This is a genomic window from Bacillus sp. WC2503, assembly GCF_052682895.1.
On the sequence record NZ_JBQYMD010000001.1, the window covers coordinates 2,867,229 to 2,881,941 of the forward strand.

Annotated in this window: 16 protein-coding genes; 4 read left to right on the forward strand and 12 right to left on the reverse strand. The window is 36.2% G+C overall.

The window, feature by feature from the left end; translation table 11 throughout:
* Positions 1–28 precede the first annotated feature (28 nt).
* The 7 genes from ACUN26_RS14605 to hutP all read right to left on the reverse strand — a co-directional run bounded on the left by ACUN26_RS14605 (position 29) and on the right by hutP (position 8,440).
* A complete protein-coding gene (locus ACUN26_RS14605) occupies positions 29–1,156 on the reverse strand; it encodes an alkene reductase (protein ID WP_000204424.1) in 1,128 nt (375 codons plus the stop codon).
* Positions 1,157–1,720: 564 nt separating this feature from the next.
* A complete protein-coding gene (locus ACUN26_RS14610; RefSeq protein WP_000486323.1) occupies positions 1,721–2,182 on the reverse strand; it encodes a CarD family transcriptional regulator in 462 nt (153 codons plus the stop codon).
* Positions 2,183–2,462: 280 nt separating this feature from the next.
* Positions 2,463–3,434: a formimidoylglutamase gene (gene hutG / locus ACUN26_RS14615; protein ID WP_000399847.1), complete on the reverse strand. Its 972-nt coding sequence runs from the start codon at positions 3,432–3,434 to the stop codon at positions 2,463–2,465.
* A complete protein-coding gene (gene hutI / locus ACUN26_RS14620) occupies positions 3,413–4,684 on the reverse strand; it encodes an imidazolonepropionase (protein ID WP_000887554.1) in 1,272 nt (423 codons plus the stop codon). Before hutI ends, hutG begins: the two co-directional genes overlap by 22 nt.
* 12 nt (positions 4,685–4,696) lie before the next feature.
* A complete protein-coding gene (gene hutU, locus ACUN26_RS14625; protein WP_000416699.1) occupies positions 4,697–6,355 on the reverse strand; it encodes a urocanate hydratase in 1,659 nt (552 codons plus the stop codon).
* Positions 6,356–6,378: 23 nt separating this feature from the next.
* Positions 6,379–7,896, reverse strand: coding sequence for a histidine ammonia-lyase (gene hutH / locus ACUN26_RS14630; protein ID WP_000631856.1), 1,518 nt, complete (start codon positions 7,894–7,896; stop codon positions 6,379–6,381).
* Between the two features lie 103 nt (positions 7,897–7,999).
* Positions 8,000–8,440, reverse strand: coding sequence for a hut operon transcriptional regulator HutP (hutP, locus tag ACUN26_RS14635; RefSeq protein WP_000926519.1), 441 nt, complete (start codon positions 8,438–8,440; stop codon positions 8,000–8,002).
* A 195-nt stretch (positions 8,441–8,635) separates the two neighbouring features.
* Here hutP and ACUN26_RS14640 point away from each other — a divergent pair, with 195 nt between their 5' ends.
* Positions 8,636–9,583 (forward strand): class I SAM-dependent methyltransferase, encoded by a 948-nt coding sequence (locus ACUN26_RS14640; protein WP_001129129.1) that lies wholly within the window; start codon positions 8,636–8,638, stop codon positions 9,581–9,583.
* Between the two features lie 25 nt (positions 9,584–9,608).
* Here the strand turns inward: ACUN26_RS14640 and ACUN26_RS14645 are convergent, their stop codons facing one another.
* Together ACUN26_RS14645 and ACUN26_RS14650 are read right to left on the reverse strand one after the other, a co-directional pair.
* Positions 9,609–10,169 (reverse strand): DJ-1/PfpI family protein, encoded by a 561-nt coding sequence (locus ACUN26_RS14645; protein WP_000725025.1) that lies wholly within the window; start codon positions 10,167–10,169, stop codon positions 9,609–9,611.
* Complete coding sequence (locus ACUN26_RS14650; protein WP_002093451.1) at positions 10,166–10,753, reverse strand: AAA family ATPase; 588 nt, start codon at positions 10,751–10,753, stop codon at positions 10,166–10,168. The genes ACUN26_RS14645 and ACUN26_RS14650 overlap by 4 nt, the downstream gene beginning before the upstream one ends.
* A 245-nt stretch (positions 10,754–10,998) precedes the next feature.
* Between ACUN26_RS14650 and ACUN26_RS14655 the strand changes: the two genes are divergently transcribed.
* Together ACUN26_RS14655 and ACUN26_RS14660 are read left to right on the forward strand one after the other, a co-directional pair.
* The gene (locus ACUN26_RS14655; protein ID WP_000262403.1) at positions 10,999–11,295 is read left to right on the forward strand and encodes a hypothetical protein; all 297 of its coding nucleotides are present in this window, start codon (positions 10,999–11,001) and stop codon (positions 11,293–11,295) included.
* A 106-nt stretch (positions 11,296–11,401) separates the two neighbouring features.
* A complete protein-coding gene (locus ACUN26_RS14660) occupies positions 11,402–11,833 on the forward strand; it encodes a DUF2621 domain-containing protein (RefSeq protein ID WP_000889376.1) in 432 nt (143 codons plus the stop codon).
* Between the two features lie 70 nt (positions 11,834–11,903).
* On the opposite strand, the gene ACUN26_RS14665 is transcribed toward ACUN26_RS14660, so the two are convergent.
* The 3 genes from ACUN26_RS14665 to ACUN26_RS14675 form a co-directional block, all read right to left on the reverse strand.
* A complete protein-coding gene (locus ACUN26_RS14665) occupies positions 11,904–12,410 on the reverse strand; it encodes a CcdC family protein (protein WP_001028440.1) in 507 nt (168 codons plus the stop codon).
* 90 nt (positions 12,411–12,500) lie between these two features.
* Positions 12,501–13,208, reverse strand: coding sequence for a cytochrome c-type biogenesis protein CcdA (ccdA, locus tag ACUN26_RS14670; RefSeq protein ID WP_001152675.1), 708 nt, complete (start codon positions 13,206–13,208; stop codon positions 12,501–12,503).
* A gap of 16 nt (positions 13,209–13,224) precedes the next feature.
* Positions 13,225–13,374 carry a peptidase T gene (locus ACUN26_RS14675; protein WP_073990665.1) on the reverse strand — a complete coding sequence of 50 codons (150 nt, stop codon included), beginning with the start codon at positions 13,372–13,374 and terminating at the stop codon, positions 13,225–13,227.
* Positions 13,375–13,691: 317 nt separating this feature from the next.
* Here ACUN26_RS14675 and ACUN26_RS14680 point away from each other — a divergent pair, with 317 nt between their 5' ends.
* Positions 13,692–14,600 carry an EamA family transporter gene (locus ACUN26_RS14680; protein ID WP_000947022.1) on the forward strand — a complete coding sequence of 303 codons (909 nt, stop codon included), beginning with the start codon at positions 13,692–13,694 and terminating at the stop codon, positions 14,598–14,600.
* Positions 14,601–14,713: the final 113 nt, after the last annotated feature.

Genomic DNA, 14,713 nt, shown 5'->3' on the forward strand with positions numbered 1-14,713 from the left:
ACTTTATATGTTCTCCTTTTATCTTTATTCACACTAATGTAGCAAGATGCTCTTTCGCGTCATATTCAACTAAACTTTCAGCATGTTTAATTCGATGAACAAAATCTGGATTAGCGATCAATGGTCTTCCGAATGCCGCTACATCAATCGTTCCTTCTTGCAACGCTTCTTCAGCCTCTTTCGGATTTAAATTACCAACCCCAACAATCGTGCCATCCCAATATTTTCTTACTAATTGATGAAAATTTTTGCCATCAGCAATCACTTGCGTATAATTCATCGTTGAAGGGTGAATCATCGTTAATCCAACTTCTTTGAACATATTTACAAACGTTTCAATTGCAAGTTCTGGATTTTCCCACATATAAGTAGGATTATCACCTTTGAAAGCAGAGAAGCGCAGAAGTGTTTTATCAGCTCCAACTGCTTCTATTACAGCCTCAGTTACTTCTTTCATAAATGTTAACCTTTTCTTTAAATCGCCGCCATATTTATCTGTTCGCTTATTCGCAAATTCATAAGTAAATTGATCTATTAAATATCCGTGCGCACCGTGAATCTCTACACCATCGAATCCTGCTTCAATCGCATTTTTCGCTGCTTGTGCGTATTGACCAATAACCTCTTTTATTTCTTCTATTGTCATTGCTTCTGGTGTATCAAACGGTTTACGGAAACGCGGAACATTTCCCTCTGCAGCGATTGCTGACGGTGCTTGTGGTAATTGACCGCCAATTATTTCGTGATGGCTCATACGTCCAACATGCCATATTTGAGCAATAATAGTCCCGCCTTCTTTATGTACTGCTTCCGTAACAGGTTTCCAAGAATCTATTTGTGCTTGTGTATACATACCTGGTACCCCTGGGTTCCCTTTTGCTCTTGGGCTAATGACAATTCCTTCTGTAATAATTAACCCAATGCTATCAGCAGCACGCTTGCGATAATACTCAACTACGTCAGCACCAACTACACCCGTTTCACTGTCTGCAAAGCATCTCGTCATCGGTGCCATCGCTATGCGATTACGAAGAGACCAAGACCCAATTTGTATCGGATTAAATAACTTCGTTTCTTCAACGTTTTCAAAAGTTCCACCAGCGTTTATATTCGTTCCTTCATAAATACTTGCCGTTTTATTATTTGAACTTGTCATTTTTCTTCCCCCTAAAAAATTCTTACTATAATTGCATCATACTTACTTTTAAATAGTAGCGTCAATTTATACGACTTTGCCACAAAACATTCGAATATCAAAAAAATAGAATGCTCTAAATAAAATTAAAAAGGTTTCCTTAGTAGGAAACCTTTTTAGTTGACCATATATGGCTGTCAATTCGTCTATCTCTTTAACATAAAGAATCCCTTATCAATAGAAGTGAAAATGGTTCCGTATTCTTCTAAAAATAATAACTTATATACCTAAAACAATGAAAGCCCTACCTCTCTTTCATCCTTACGGCTCCTCGTCCGTGCCAGTGTGAATCAGGATTGCAAAAATCAAGTAACTATTTTATCGAAGTATTGAATTAAACTTCGAACATTCGTAAAAGAAATTTAAAATAAAAATGGATTTGATTGTAGTAATAACAAAAGAGGTTAATGCTTTAAAAGTGGTTTGAAAGAGTTGAATGTCTTTGAAATGATTAATTGCCTATAATTATGTTCCCAAAAAATTCAAGACCTTTTTTGGGATGCAATACATTATTTGTAATGAACCTTAACAAAAGCTTTTTATTTGATTTTCTGTGATACCTTCAATTAATCCAAGTTCACTAATCAAAAATTCATGTGCGTTATCTAACATTTTCTTTTCGCTTGCATTAAGTGCTTTTTCTTTTTGTATACGCATTAAATCACGCACAACTTCAGCACCTTCTTGCATTTTACCCGTTTTTATTTTATCAGTGTTCACTTTATACCTTTGTTTCCACGTAAGTAATCTATCTGATTCCCCATGCTGAAAAATATCTATTATGTGTATTAATGCCGTGATATCCGTAACTGGTCGTATATTTGAATTCAATATTTTCCCTTCAGGAATCATTATTTCCATATTATTAGCCGACATTTTTATAACATAATATTGTTGTTTTTTTCCTGCGATTTCTTTCTCTTCTATGGCTTTAATTATACCTGCTCCCTGCATTGGATACACAATGTTATCGCCAATTTGAAACAAATAATCCACCTCCATATATGGTAACCTTCTCAAGCTTAACATATATTCATTTTTTTAGCAAAATTTTTATTTTATCATAAAATTATTTCCCGTGTCAATTCATTCAAAACAATTTAATTAATCCACAAAATAACACTACAAAACCGCAATTCCTCCAACTTTTTCATAAGCACCCATTTTAATTTTACAAACCTCTTACAATACAAAAACACATTACTACAATATAAGTAGTAATGTGTTTTTATAAGACATAGCTAAAGATTCACTTTTAATTTCCAACCTATATACTAACTTGCTTACGAATCGTTTCTCGCGCTAAAAGAAAACTCATAATTACTTGCGCAGCTACTCTGCTCGTCATATCCCTGAAATCAAGAGTTGGATCAATTTCTACTATATCCATCCCTTGCACGAGGGGTTCTTTGCCAATAAATTCAATCGCATCAAGTAAAGTTGAGCTATCCATTCCTCCAGGGCCAATTGCTGGACAACCTGGCGCGAATGCTTGATCTAGTACATCCATATCAAGAGAAATGTAAATAGAAGTCACACCTTGTTTTCTTAATACTTCAATGCTTTCTGTCATAATATCTTTTATTTCTCGCTCTCGTACATCTTTCATTGTATACACTGTCACACCGTGCTCTTTTGCATATTCATGGTACGCACGTGCATTAGAAAAATTACGAATTCCAATTTGAACGAGTTGTTTTCCTGTAATGACACCATTTTCTAGTAAACTACGGAACGGTGTACCATTTGATGGACCACCATCATCTAAATTACGCAAATCATGATGAGCATCAAATTGAATAATACCGATCTTTCCTTTACTATTTGCAAATCCTGTTATACTCGGAAAACTAATCGAATGGTCCCCACCAAGAACGATTGGTATCATGTTTGGATTTACTTTCGTTAGATGCCCAACCGTTTTCGCAATTCGGTCATGACTTTCTTTTATATTTGTCACATGCATCGTAATATCACCGCAATCATATAAAACACTTTCTTTCATATCGTGTTCTTCTGTAATTGCATACGTGCTATATGCATCTAACATCGCACGAATTGTTTTTGGAGCAAAACTTGCTCCTGAATGACTAATAGATGGTTTAGAAAGGGGTGCTCCAATTAAGGCAGCACCGAATATTTCCACGCCTTCCTCCCAATCTTTAATCATCTCACTCCATTTCGTCACTTCACGATCAATAAACTTTGCATTTTTCTTTAAATAGTGGCCGTGCTCCACGATTGTTCACCTCTTGTATATGCGATATTACCATTCTTCCATACTGTATTCACATGACTTACGCCGTAATGATACGGTACGTAAGCAAAATTGTAAGCATCCCATAAAACTAAATCTGCCTTGCGACCAACTCTAATTTTCCCAGCTACATCACCTCGATTAATAGCATACGAAGAGTTAACTGTTACCGCGTTCCAAACTTCTTCTGGTGTCATTTTCAGTTTGAGCATTGCGATGCTCATAATAAGCTGAATGTTTTCAGTTGGACAGCTGCCTGGATTAAAGTCTGTAGCTAACGCAACTGCAACACCTTCATCAATCATTTTACGACCGCGAGCAAAGCTTTCTTTATTTAAATAGAAAGTTGTTCCTGGTAATAGCGTTGCTACTGTATTAGAGTTTGCAAGCATTTCAATTCCTTTATCAGAAGCGCCAACTAAATGGTCCGCTGATGCTGCACCAATTTCAGCTGATGCTTCCGCACCACCAAGAGGGTCGATTTCATCTGCATGAATTTTCACGTCAAAGCCAAGTTCTTTCGCTTTTAATAAAAACTCTTTTGATTCTTCTACAGAGAACACACCTGTTTCGCAGAAAATATCAACGAATTCCGCTAATTGCTTCTCTTTCATTTCTGGCAGTAGGTCTAGCATCCATTGTAAAAATTCTTTTGATCTTCCTTTATACTCTTTCGGAACTGCATGGGCACCTAAAAATGTTGAAACTAAATCGATTGGATGCTCTTTTTGTAATTGTGCAGTTGCCTCTAATTGTTTCCATTCCGTCTCATCATCTAATCCGTAACCACTCTTCGCTTCTACAGTTGTCACACCGAAAGATAGCATACGGTCTAAATGGAATTTCGCTTTTTGAACAAGTTCTTCTTTCGATGCTTGTTTCGTTGCATTTACAGTCGAAAGAATGCCTCCACCTTGTTCTAAAATTTCTAAGTACGGAACTCCTTGTAATTTTAGCGCGATTTCATTTTCACGAGATCCACCAAATACAAGATGAGTATGCGGGTCAACAAGACCAGGAGAAACCATTTTACCGCCGCAATCAATAACTTCTTTCGCTTGTATTCCTTTTGCTTCTTCCGCTGTTCCAACGAAAGTGATTACGCCATTTTCAATTCCAACCACACCGTTTTCAATAACAGGAAGCGTGTTCATCGCTTCCCGTCTTAACAAGCCATCTTCTTGATCCATTGTTAGTAATTGACCGATATTTATTAGTAAAGTGTCCAGCATGTTTTCTCCTCCTTATTTCATCATTGGAATGTTAACGCCTTTTTCTTTCGCTGTTTCAACAGCTAAGTCATATCCAGCATCTACGTGACGAACAACACCCATTCCAGGGTCAGAAGTTAATACGCGCTCAATACGTTTTGCTGCCGCCTCTGTTCCATCTGCAACGATAACCATTCCAGCGTGAAGTGAATACCCCATGCCAACGCCACCACCGTGGTGAACAGATACCCAGCTTGCACCGTTTACACTGTTAATTAATGCATTTAAAATTGGCCAATCTGCTACTGCATCACTACCGTCTTTCATCGATTCCGTTTCACGGTTTGGAGATGCTACTGATCCGCAATCTAAATGGTCACGGCCGATAACGATCGGTGCTGATAATTCACCATTCGCCACCATTTCATTAATAATGCGGCCAAACTTCGCACGCTCACCGTAACCTAACCAACAAATACGTGATGGAAGACCTTGGAACTCAACTTGCTGACGAGCCATACGAATCCAGTTACATAAATGTTCATTATCAGCGAACTCACGTAAAATTACTTCGTCTGTTTTATAAATATCTTCTGGATCACCAGAAAGTGCTACCCAGCGGAATGGTCCTTTTCCTTCACAGAATAATGGACGAATAAATGCTGGAACGAATCCCGGGAAATCAAAAGCATTTTTCAAACCTTCATCGAAAGCAACTTGGCGAATGTTATTTCCATAATCAAATGTAATTGCGCCTTTTTCTTGCATCGCAAGCATTGCTTCCACATGTTTTGTCATGCTTTCTTTTGATAATTGTACGTAACGTTCTGGATCTTCTTCACGAAGTTTCGCTGCTTCTTCTAATGTGTAACCTACTGGAATATAACCGTTTAATGGATCATGAGCAGATGTTTGATCCGTAACTAAATCTGGCGTAATATTACGCTTCACTAGTTCTGGTAAAATTTCTGCCGCATTTCCTAATAAACCAATAGAAATCGGTTCTTTCTTCTCTTTATACTCGTTCGCAACAGTTAACGCTTCTTCTAATGATTCTGTATACATATCACAGTATCTCTTTTCAATACGACGATCAATGCTGCGCTTATCAACATCAATAGCAATGACAACACCGCCGTTCATCGTTACAGCAAGAGGCTGTGCACCACCCATCCCACCTAAACCAGCAGTAAGTGTTAATGTACCTTTTAATGAACCACCGAAATGTTGACGAGCCGCTTCACCAAACGTTTCATATGTTCCTTGTAAAATCCCTTGAGTTCCAATGTAAATCCAACTACCCGCTGTCATTTGTCCGTACATCATAAGACCTTTTTTCTCTAATTCACGGAAGTGATCCCAGTTCGCCCATTTTGGTACTAAGTTTGAGTTCGCTAACAGAACGCGAGGTGCATCTTCATGTGATTTGAAGATTGCTACTGGTTTCCCTGATTGAACAAGTAACGTTTCATCGCTTTCTAACGTTTTTAATGAATCTACAATTGCCTGATAGCTTTCCCAGTTACGAGCTGCACGGCCAATTCCGCCATATACAACTAATTCTTCTGGTTTTTCAGCAACTTCAGGATCTAAATTGTTCATTAACATACGAAGTGCAGCTTCTTGAACCCACCCTTTCGCTTGTAACTCCGTACCTCTTGGCGCGCGAATTGTTTGTTTTACTTTTTCCATTTCAATCTCTCCCTTTTCTCATTTTATAGTGCTGCGTTTACATCTAATCTTTCTTTTATCAAATCATTCGTTTTTAACCAATGCGTAATATTTTCAATATCTGTTGAGAATATACGGTCATTTGTAATAGAAGGTACTTGCTGACGGCCTTGATGGTAGAAGCTCTTCGTCACTGTACTCATGTTTTCAATTCCGCGATATTCCGCTGCTTGCATCGCACAAATCATCTCAATTGAAAGAACACGTCTTACATTTTGAATAATTTGATGTGCATGGCGTGAAGCGATTGTTCCCATACTTACGTGATCTTCTTGGTTAGCTGATGACGGGATTGAATCAACACTCGCCGGATGTGCTAACGTTTTATTTTCAGAAACAAGTGACGCAGCTGCGTATTGCATAATCATTGCACCAGACTGCAGTCCTGGTTCTGGACTTAAAAATGGAGGTAAATCATTTAATTGCGGATTTACTAAACGCTCAATACGACGTTCTGAAATATTTGCAAGTTCCGCCATTCCTACTTTTAAGAAGTCCATCGCAAACGCAATCGGTTGACCATGGAAATTACCACCCGAAATTACTTTTTCTCCGCCATCAAAGATAAGCGGATTATCTGTTGCTGCATTCATTTCAATTTCTAATTTTTCTTTCACATAATTTAAAACTTGCCAAGAAGCACCGTGTACTTGCGGGATACAGCGAAGTGAATATGCATCCTGTACACGTAGTTCTCCTTGTTTTGTTGTTAACTTACTATCTTGAAGGATGTCACGAATTCTGCTCGCGACTTCCACTTGCTCTTTATAACCACGTGCTTTATGAACATTTTCATCAAATGCATCAATAATGCCTTGTAATCCTTCAATTGTCATCGAAGCAATTAATTCCGCTTGATATGCAGTTGCTTCTGCTTCTATATAAGAAAGAACTCCTTGCGCTGTCATCGCCTGTGTACCATTGATTAATGCAAGCCCTTCTTTCGCTTCAAGTTCAATCGGTTCAAGACCTTCTTCTGTAAGAGCAACCATTGCATGGACTCTTTTCCCTTTATAGAACACTTCACCTTCGCCTAATAATACGAGCGCAAGATGAGATAAAGGTGCTAAGTCTCCACTCGCACCAAGTGAACCTTGTTGCGGAACGACTGGGTGAATTTTGCGATTTACAAACTCAAGAAGCATATTTACAACAAGCGGTCTAACGCCAGATACTCCTTTAAGCATCGTGTTCGCTCGTAAAATTAACATACCGCGTGATACTTCTTCAGGGAATGGATCGCCTATCCCGCATGCATGTGACTGAATTAAATTGTGTTGAAGTGCCTTTACATCCTCCTTTTGAATAAACACATCACTAAACTTTCCAAATCCAGTTGTAATACCGTAAACAACTTTCCCGTCTTCTACGATTTTCTCAACTACTTCGCGGCACTCCGCCACCTTTTGCATACTAGTTGGGCAAGCTGTTACACCTTCCCCTTCAAGTAATAACTTCTTCATTTCTTCAACTGTCAATGTATGTCCTGTTAACGTAATCATTCTTTTTTCCTCCTTAAAAAGGCAAAAGGGGACCTTATCTTTTTAAGACAGACTTCTGTCCTAAAAAGTAAGGCCCCCTTCTAACTAATAGACTATGGGCAAATCATATGTGATTAATTCCTAAACCAATCGCCTCATGCTCAGATCCTTTTACAGGTGCACCAATCGTTCCATAAAGTGCAACAGCAACCCATTCGCCTTCTTTTTTTCCGTCGTATGGTGTACCGCGCACAATTGCAAAACGAAGTCCTACTGTACGAAGAACGTCTGCTAACTGAATTTGACCTCTCGTCACTCCGTACAAAGCTTCCATTATTGCATGATAAAGTGCATGTGTTTCTCTGTAAACATCCGTTTCAATAACTCGGTTGCTTTTAGCCGCTGTTTCCATTGCCGCTACGACCTTTTGCGAATTCATAGAACCCACTTTCCCTGTACAATATTTCCAACCTTTTGGAATAGATAATACAGGGCTTTCATTCTCATCCGCAAGTGCCAACAGCATGGCCATACGACCAATTCGATGTGTTCCTTGAAGAAGCATGTGACTCTCTCATTTCTTTTAATTATTTGAATATTTCTTAATTTAAGAATAAATGAAAACGGTTAAATCGTCAATAGTTTAAACTCATATTCAAACATTTTTTCACCTACCCTAATTTTGTGTACACAAATTATTTACACAAAATTTCCAGGCATGCTATATTTTCACTAACAGATGAAAAGAGGCGAGTTTTCAGTGGCGAAACGAAAAGATATTCATTTTCGAATTGAAGAAAATTTACTTGAAAGGTTTGAAGCAGCACTCCATTACGAAGGCTTAAAGAAGACAGATGTATTAACACATGCGATTCAGCAATTTTGCACGAAGGTGGAATCCGAAAAAATGAATGATGTAAAACGCCAATACAGCGTCAGCAACCATTTACAAACACGTATCCATACGCATAAACGTTTCGAAGAGAAACAAGTGAATTTAGATGAAGTCGTCCTTGAACATTTACAACTTCAAGGAAAAGAAAACATATTAGAAGTTGGGTGCGCGAGTGGAAAATTCCTTTCCCTTTTACAAACTAACGGTCATAAAGGCCAATTAACCGGATTTGATCAATCGAAAGCCATGCTTTCTGAAGCCGCTAAAAAAAGTAATAGAATTGAATGGAAACAGGGTGATGCTAGTAAACTTCCATTCGAAGATAATTGTTATGACTGGATAATCGCAAGACATATGTTATACCACGTGAAAGATGTAAAAAGAACCATTCAAGACTTTTATAAAGTCATTCGTCCTGGCGGTACACTTTTAGCTACAACAAATTCTAACGTTTCATTACCTCGTATAGTTGAAATGTGTAACAAGATGTTAGCCGCATTTGATTTACCGCAAACATCAGCAGCGGTTGCTCCATTTTGTTTAGAAAATGGTAAGGAGATATTACAATCTGTTTTTCCAACTGTTGCAGAAACAGTTATTCATAATGCACTCGTTTTTCATCACGCTACTCCGATCGTAAACTATATTTCTAGCATGTTCCCATCACTGAATATACCAGACAATATGTATCTTCACGCCGAAATGAAGGAATGGCTACAAAAAGAAATAGAAAATGAATTATCACTTCATAACGGTATATGGCATGATCCGAAAACGGTAGCGATTTATCGATGTAAAAAAGAAAAAAGCTAGCAAATGCTAGCTTTTACACGTTTTCTCATAAAAGTTTCTCCATCACTACATTGCCTTTACCACAATAAAAATTTGTATTATGTTCGTCTGCTACTCCAAAATAAGAAGCAATCGCTATTCCGAATGGTACAAATGCATGCCCTTGTGCTGTAATTATATTTGAGTGCTGCACAACTTCTTTATACACGAAATTTTCTACTGGAAAACAATCGAATCTTTTATAATCTATGGTCGCTGTATAAGATCCCCCTTTCAATAAGCCTGCCTTTGCCAACGCATACGGTCCAGCACAAATTGCTGCCACTAATTTTTCTTGTTCATAAAATTGATGAATGATTGAAAAAAGAGGTTTTGCATCTTTCAACTGTACTTCTTCTCCACCTGGAATAAGTATCCCTTCATACTCATCTACACGCACTTCACTTAATTCTATATGCGGCTGCACTTGCAACCCCGTTTCACTTATAACCAATTCCTTAGTTAAACCTGCTGTAATGATTTCATATTTATTTCTCAGCAATGCCGTTGCTACCGTTATTTCAAACTCCGCAAATGTTGGGTATACGAATAATACTATTTTCTTCATAGCCCTCTCTCCTTTAGCCATCGTATAAAATATGCTTCTAATTCGTCCACTGATAATGCATTCGTGTCCACATAAGTTACAGGAAATTGTTTATACCATTCTTTTTCAGTTTCTACTAATTTAAGTTGTTCTTCAAATGTACTTCGGTTTCTTACCCTATCATTATTTTTTCTATCATATACATTCTCTTTCGAAACGTCTAAATAAAAAATTGCATCCGAACGGCATTTTCTTAGTTCACATAAATCATCTTGCAATTCTGTTTCTATATCCCACTCTTTTCCTATTAATTTCGGATAAAAAAGTGTATAGAACTCAATATCTTCTGGCCCACGATCAAAAATCACCGTTGATTCCTGGATATTTTGAAACTCTTTTATTTTTGCTCCAATGAACATTTTTTGATTTGTTATAAAACCATCTTTTGAATTCATATCTAAATTTAATTCTATTCGCTTTTCTACAATTCGATATGGATTTTCATATATAACCGATAACCCATGTTGCTCTAGCCTTTTAGCTACTGTTGTTTTCCCACTTGCCATCGGTCCTTGTAGTGAAATTACATATGCCATCCCACTCATTCCCTTTCCATATAATATATTGATAATATACATAATTTTGAAAACTATCAACAAAATATATATCATCTTGTTTCTTATTCTTATGTAACTTATAATAAAAGATAGAGATTATGACGAACGCAAAAATAATGTAAGCTTGGAAATCCAAGCTTACATTATTTTTTGCTTTCCCTTTTCTAATAAAAAGAGTATACTAAATTAGAACGTATGTTCTTAACGATTACATACAGTAAGGAGATAGAACAATGGTATACGACACAAAAGCAATTTCTTGGAATGAATCTTTAAAACAACTTCAACGCCGCTATACAAACAAACAAGTTGACCGAAAAGAATTTGAAGATATTGAACTAATGGAATTCTTCCGCGATAACGACTACATTTCTTTACCTACACATATAAGCGGCCTATCAACAGCACGTTTTACTTCTTACTCTATTTTCACAACTGAAGATAAAGATCGTAAAGTTGGCACACTTATTATTGAGTATGTTGAAGACGATAATAATAATTTATGTGTTGAACAACTATACTTTGTTTAAATGATTACGCTTGGTCAAAATGACCAAGCGTTCTTGCTTTCTATGAATCTCAATGTTTATAATATGAATAAAAGAAAATCGAAATCATTTAAGGGGGGGGATATACTTGCTCGAAGGATGGTTCAGTTGGTTCATTGTATTATGGACTGTCATTTTATTAGGACTTATGTCTATCGGTGGATACTTTATGTTCAGAAAATTTTTAAAACGATTACCAAAAGAAGATGGTATGTCCATTTTAGATTGGGAAGAACACTACATAAATAAAACGAGACATTTATGGGCTGACGAACAAAAACAATTGCTAGAAGAGCTTGTAAGTCCTGTTCCAGAACTATTTCGCGACGTTGCCAAATCCAAAATCGCTGGTAAAATTGGAGAACTTGCATTACAAGAAAATGCCTCTCAAATTACACAAGACTTAATTATTAAAGGATATATTATTGCCACACCAAAGCGTGATCATAAATTTTTAGTAAAAAAACTACAAGAAAAAGAGATTGATTATTCAAACTACAAGTCTTTACTCGCAAAATAACTTCACATTATTTTCGATAAAAAAGACAGCGCCTTTGACGCTGTCTTTTTTATTTTATACATATACAGTTTTAAGTTAGCTTCATATCTTTTTCATTATAAAAACCATCTTCTTTTTCCATTTCCTTCTGTAATTTCGTAAAGGAACGGTACATCGCAATTCTCCATGATACAATCATCGCAAACGCAAGTAAGAAGAACATGCCGCTAAGTTGTCCTAAATCAAGAGATTGACTTAAGTATGTTTTAAATACAATCCGTACTACAAGTAATCCAATTAATATAAAAACAAATGCTTTTGAACGCTTCAAGTAAATCTCTTGTCCTCTAATTTCAAATTTAGATGTTTTAATAAGAAAAATAGAGAAAATCAAACCAACACCAATTGCTTCTAACATTTCTGCTGGAGTTAATCGAAATTCAGGAAAAACATACATCAATGCTCCCGTACTCATAAAAAATGGCGGAAGTATAATTTTTTTCAATGTTGCAGGTTTCTTAGCTGCTTTTAAACGAATAAACATCGCACCGACAGCCATACAAACAGCAACGATACTTGATAAAAGAACTATGTTCATATTTTCTCATCCTTTTTTGTGGCTATATGCAAAATATACTTTCATTATATGCTTTTCCGTTAGTATTTCCAACATTTTCACAGAATAATACTAAAAACCGGTAAAACCACCAAATAAACTTGAGAAATATACGATAATTTTCGTCATCCAATTAAAGTATAAGAAGATACCCATGACAATCATAATGTATCCTCCGACTTTCATAAAGGCCATACTATTTCTTTTAATCCAAGACATTTTCGTAATAAAGAATGAAAGCACGAAAAATGGGATAGCAAATCCAAGTATGTAAGCAATCATATAAATCATTGCTGATTCTGGGTTTGTTGCTGCTAATCCAATTACGGACACTAAAATAGGTCCAGTACATGGCGTCCATCCTGCAGCAAAGGCCAATCCAATTAGAACTGATCCAAAATAGCCACTCGGACGATTTTTAAATGTAAATTTGCGATCTTGCATTAAAAACTTCGGTTTAAATACCCCAACAATAATAAGACCGAACACGATGATAAATATACCACCTAGCTGTCTAATTAAATCTTTATAATCTGTAAAGATTCCTCCAATAAAACTTGTACCAAATCCAATTGCAATAAATATAATTGAAAATCCAAGTAAGAAAAACGCTGTATGTATCATACTTCTTTTGCGAAGCATTGCATTTTCTTCTTTCAATTCAGAAACCGACATACCTGTTATGTACGATAAAAATGCCGGATAAAGCGGTAAGCAACATGGGGAAATAAATGATAAGAACCCAGCGCCAAACGCTAAAAAAATACTAATATCTTGCATAATTCCACTCCTCTCCTTACATATTGTAGCAAAAACACATAAAAATACTATGAACAATTCGTGAACTCACTTTTACAACGTGGTAATAAGAAAAACCACTCTTTCTCACAGTTTCTAATAAAACGTTTTCATTTCCTTCTATTATATAGAAAAACCTCAATTGGATTAGGAAACCCTTTAATTGTTATTAACATAACAAAGGTAACATAGTTTCTCAAATGATTAGCACGTATACGTACGTTTATATACATATTGATTTAAAAAATATTTTTTCAAATGCTGTCTTTATACAATACAAAGCTGATTTTACAATACTTTTATAATTAACAATTTCAAGATTATGCATAAATATCATACTTTTATTATTATTCTATAAAATGTCGCACTTTTCTTTTATTTGACCCTACATTTTTAATTTTGTATACTTCCCTCTAGATATATTTTCGTTACGGAACAACTTCACATAGATGGGAGGAATTTTTCATGCTTCGTTATTCTCTTTTAGTTTTATTAGGAGCGTGTAGTTATGGAATTTTAGCTATTTTTGTTAAACTTGCATATGCAGAAGGATTTTCACTTGGAGAGGTAATTGGCAGCCAATATTTGTTCGGTTGGATTATTTTGCTGGCTATTACACTTCTATTTTCTAGACACCGCGTTCCATTAAAACAAGCATTAATTTTATTCGTTGCAGGAACATCTGCAAGTTTTACTGGAATTTTTTATTATGCTTCATTAAAAACTGTACCAGCTTCTATCGCAATTATTCTTTTGTTCCAATTCGTTTGGGTCGGTATTATTATTGAAGCTATTGTAACAAAAACATTACCTTCAAGGGAAAAAGTTATTTCGGTTATTTTCTTACTTGTAGGTACATTTTTATCAAGTGGTTTACTGGAAAAATCGGCAGGTACTTTCGATACAACAGGAATCATTTTAGGGCTATTATCTGCTATTACATTTGCAACATACATTTTTGTGAGCGGAAAAGTTGCTGTTGAAGTACCTTCATTACCACGTGGTGTCCTGTTAATGGCTGGCGCTTTAACTTTAGTTATGATCGTATTCCCACCAACATTTATTATGAACGGTGCCATTTCTCAAGGACTTTGGAAATACGGCTTAGGATTAGGAATATTTAGTATCGTTATTCCGTCTATTGCCTTTACAATTGGTATTCCAAAAATCGGTTCTGGCTTAGCGACTATTCTTGGTGCAGCAGAGCTACCAGTTACAACAATTATGTCTGTATTCGTTTTAAAAGAAGCTGTACTATCTTCACAGTGGATAGGTGTATCACTTATTTTAATCGGTATTGCAATTCCGCAAATTGCATATGCAAGGCGTGGACGTTATCAAAAACATCATACACATAAAAAAGTGGCAGCATAAAGTAAAACTTTAATCAGTGGGGATTTTGTTCATCCCCACTGATTATTAGCTCACACCACTCGGGCATTAACGAGAGAGGATTTTCATTTGAGAATCCTCTCTTTTATTGTTGT

Excerpts from the sequence above, each read along its gene's own strand:
- ACUN26_RS14605 (WP_000204424.1), bottom strand. The coding sequence starts at position 1,156 with ATGACAAGTTCAAATAATAAAACGGCAAGTATTTATGAAGGAACGAAT.
- hutI (WP_000887554.1), bottom strand. The coding sequence starts at position 4,684 with ATGCTGGACACTTTACTAATAAATATCGGTCAATTACTAACAATGGAT.
- hutU (WP_000416699.1), bottom strand. The coding sequence starts at position 6,355 with ATGGAAAAAGTAAAACAAACAATTCGCGCGCCAAGAGGTACGGAGTTA.
- hutH (WP_000631856.1), bottom strand. The coding sequence starts at position 7,896 with ATGATTACGTTAACAGGACATACATTGACAGTTGAAGAAATGAAGAAG.
- hutP (WP_000926519.1), bottom strand. The coding sequence starts at position 8,440 with ATGCTTCTTCAAGGAACACATCGAATTGGTCGTATGGCCATGCTGTTG.
- ACUN26_RS14645 (WP_000725025.1), bottom strand. The coding sequence starts at position 10,169 with ATGAAGAAAATAGTATTATTCGTATACCCAACATTTGCGGAGTTTGAA.
- ACUN26_RS14650 (WP_002093451.1), bottom strand. The coding sequence starts at position 10,753 with ATGAGTGGGATGGCATATGTAATTTCACTACAAGGACCGATGGCAAGT.
- ACUN26_RS14655 (WP_000262403.1), top strand. The coding sequence starts at position 10,999 with ATGGTATACGACACAAAAGCAATTTCTTGGAATGAATCTTTAAAACAA.
- ACUN26_RS14665 (WP_001028440.1), bottom strand. The coding sequence starts at position 12,410 with ATGAACATAGTTCTTTTATCAAGTATCGTTGCTGTTTGTATGGCTGTC.
- ccdA (WP_001152675.1), bottom strand. The coding sequence starts at position 13,208 with ATGCAAGATATTAGTATTTTTTTAGCGTTTGGCGCTGGGTTCTTATCA.
- ACUN26_RS14680 (WP_000947022.1), top strand. The coding sequence starts at position 13,692 with ATGCTTCGTTATTCTCTTTTAGTTTTATTAGGAGCGTGTAGTTATGGA.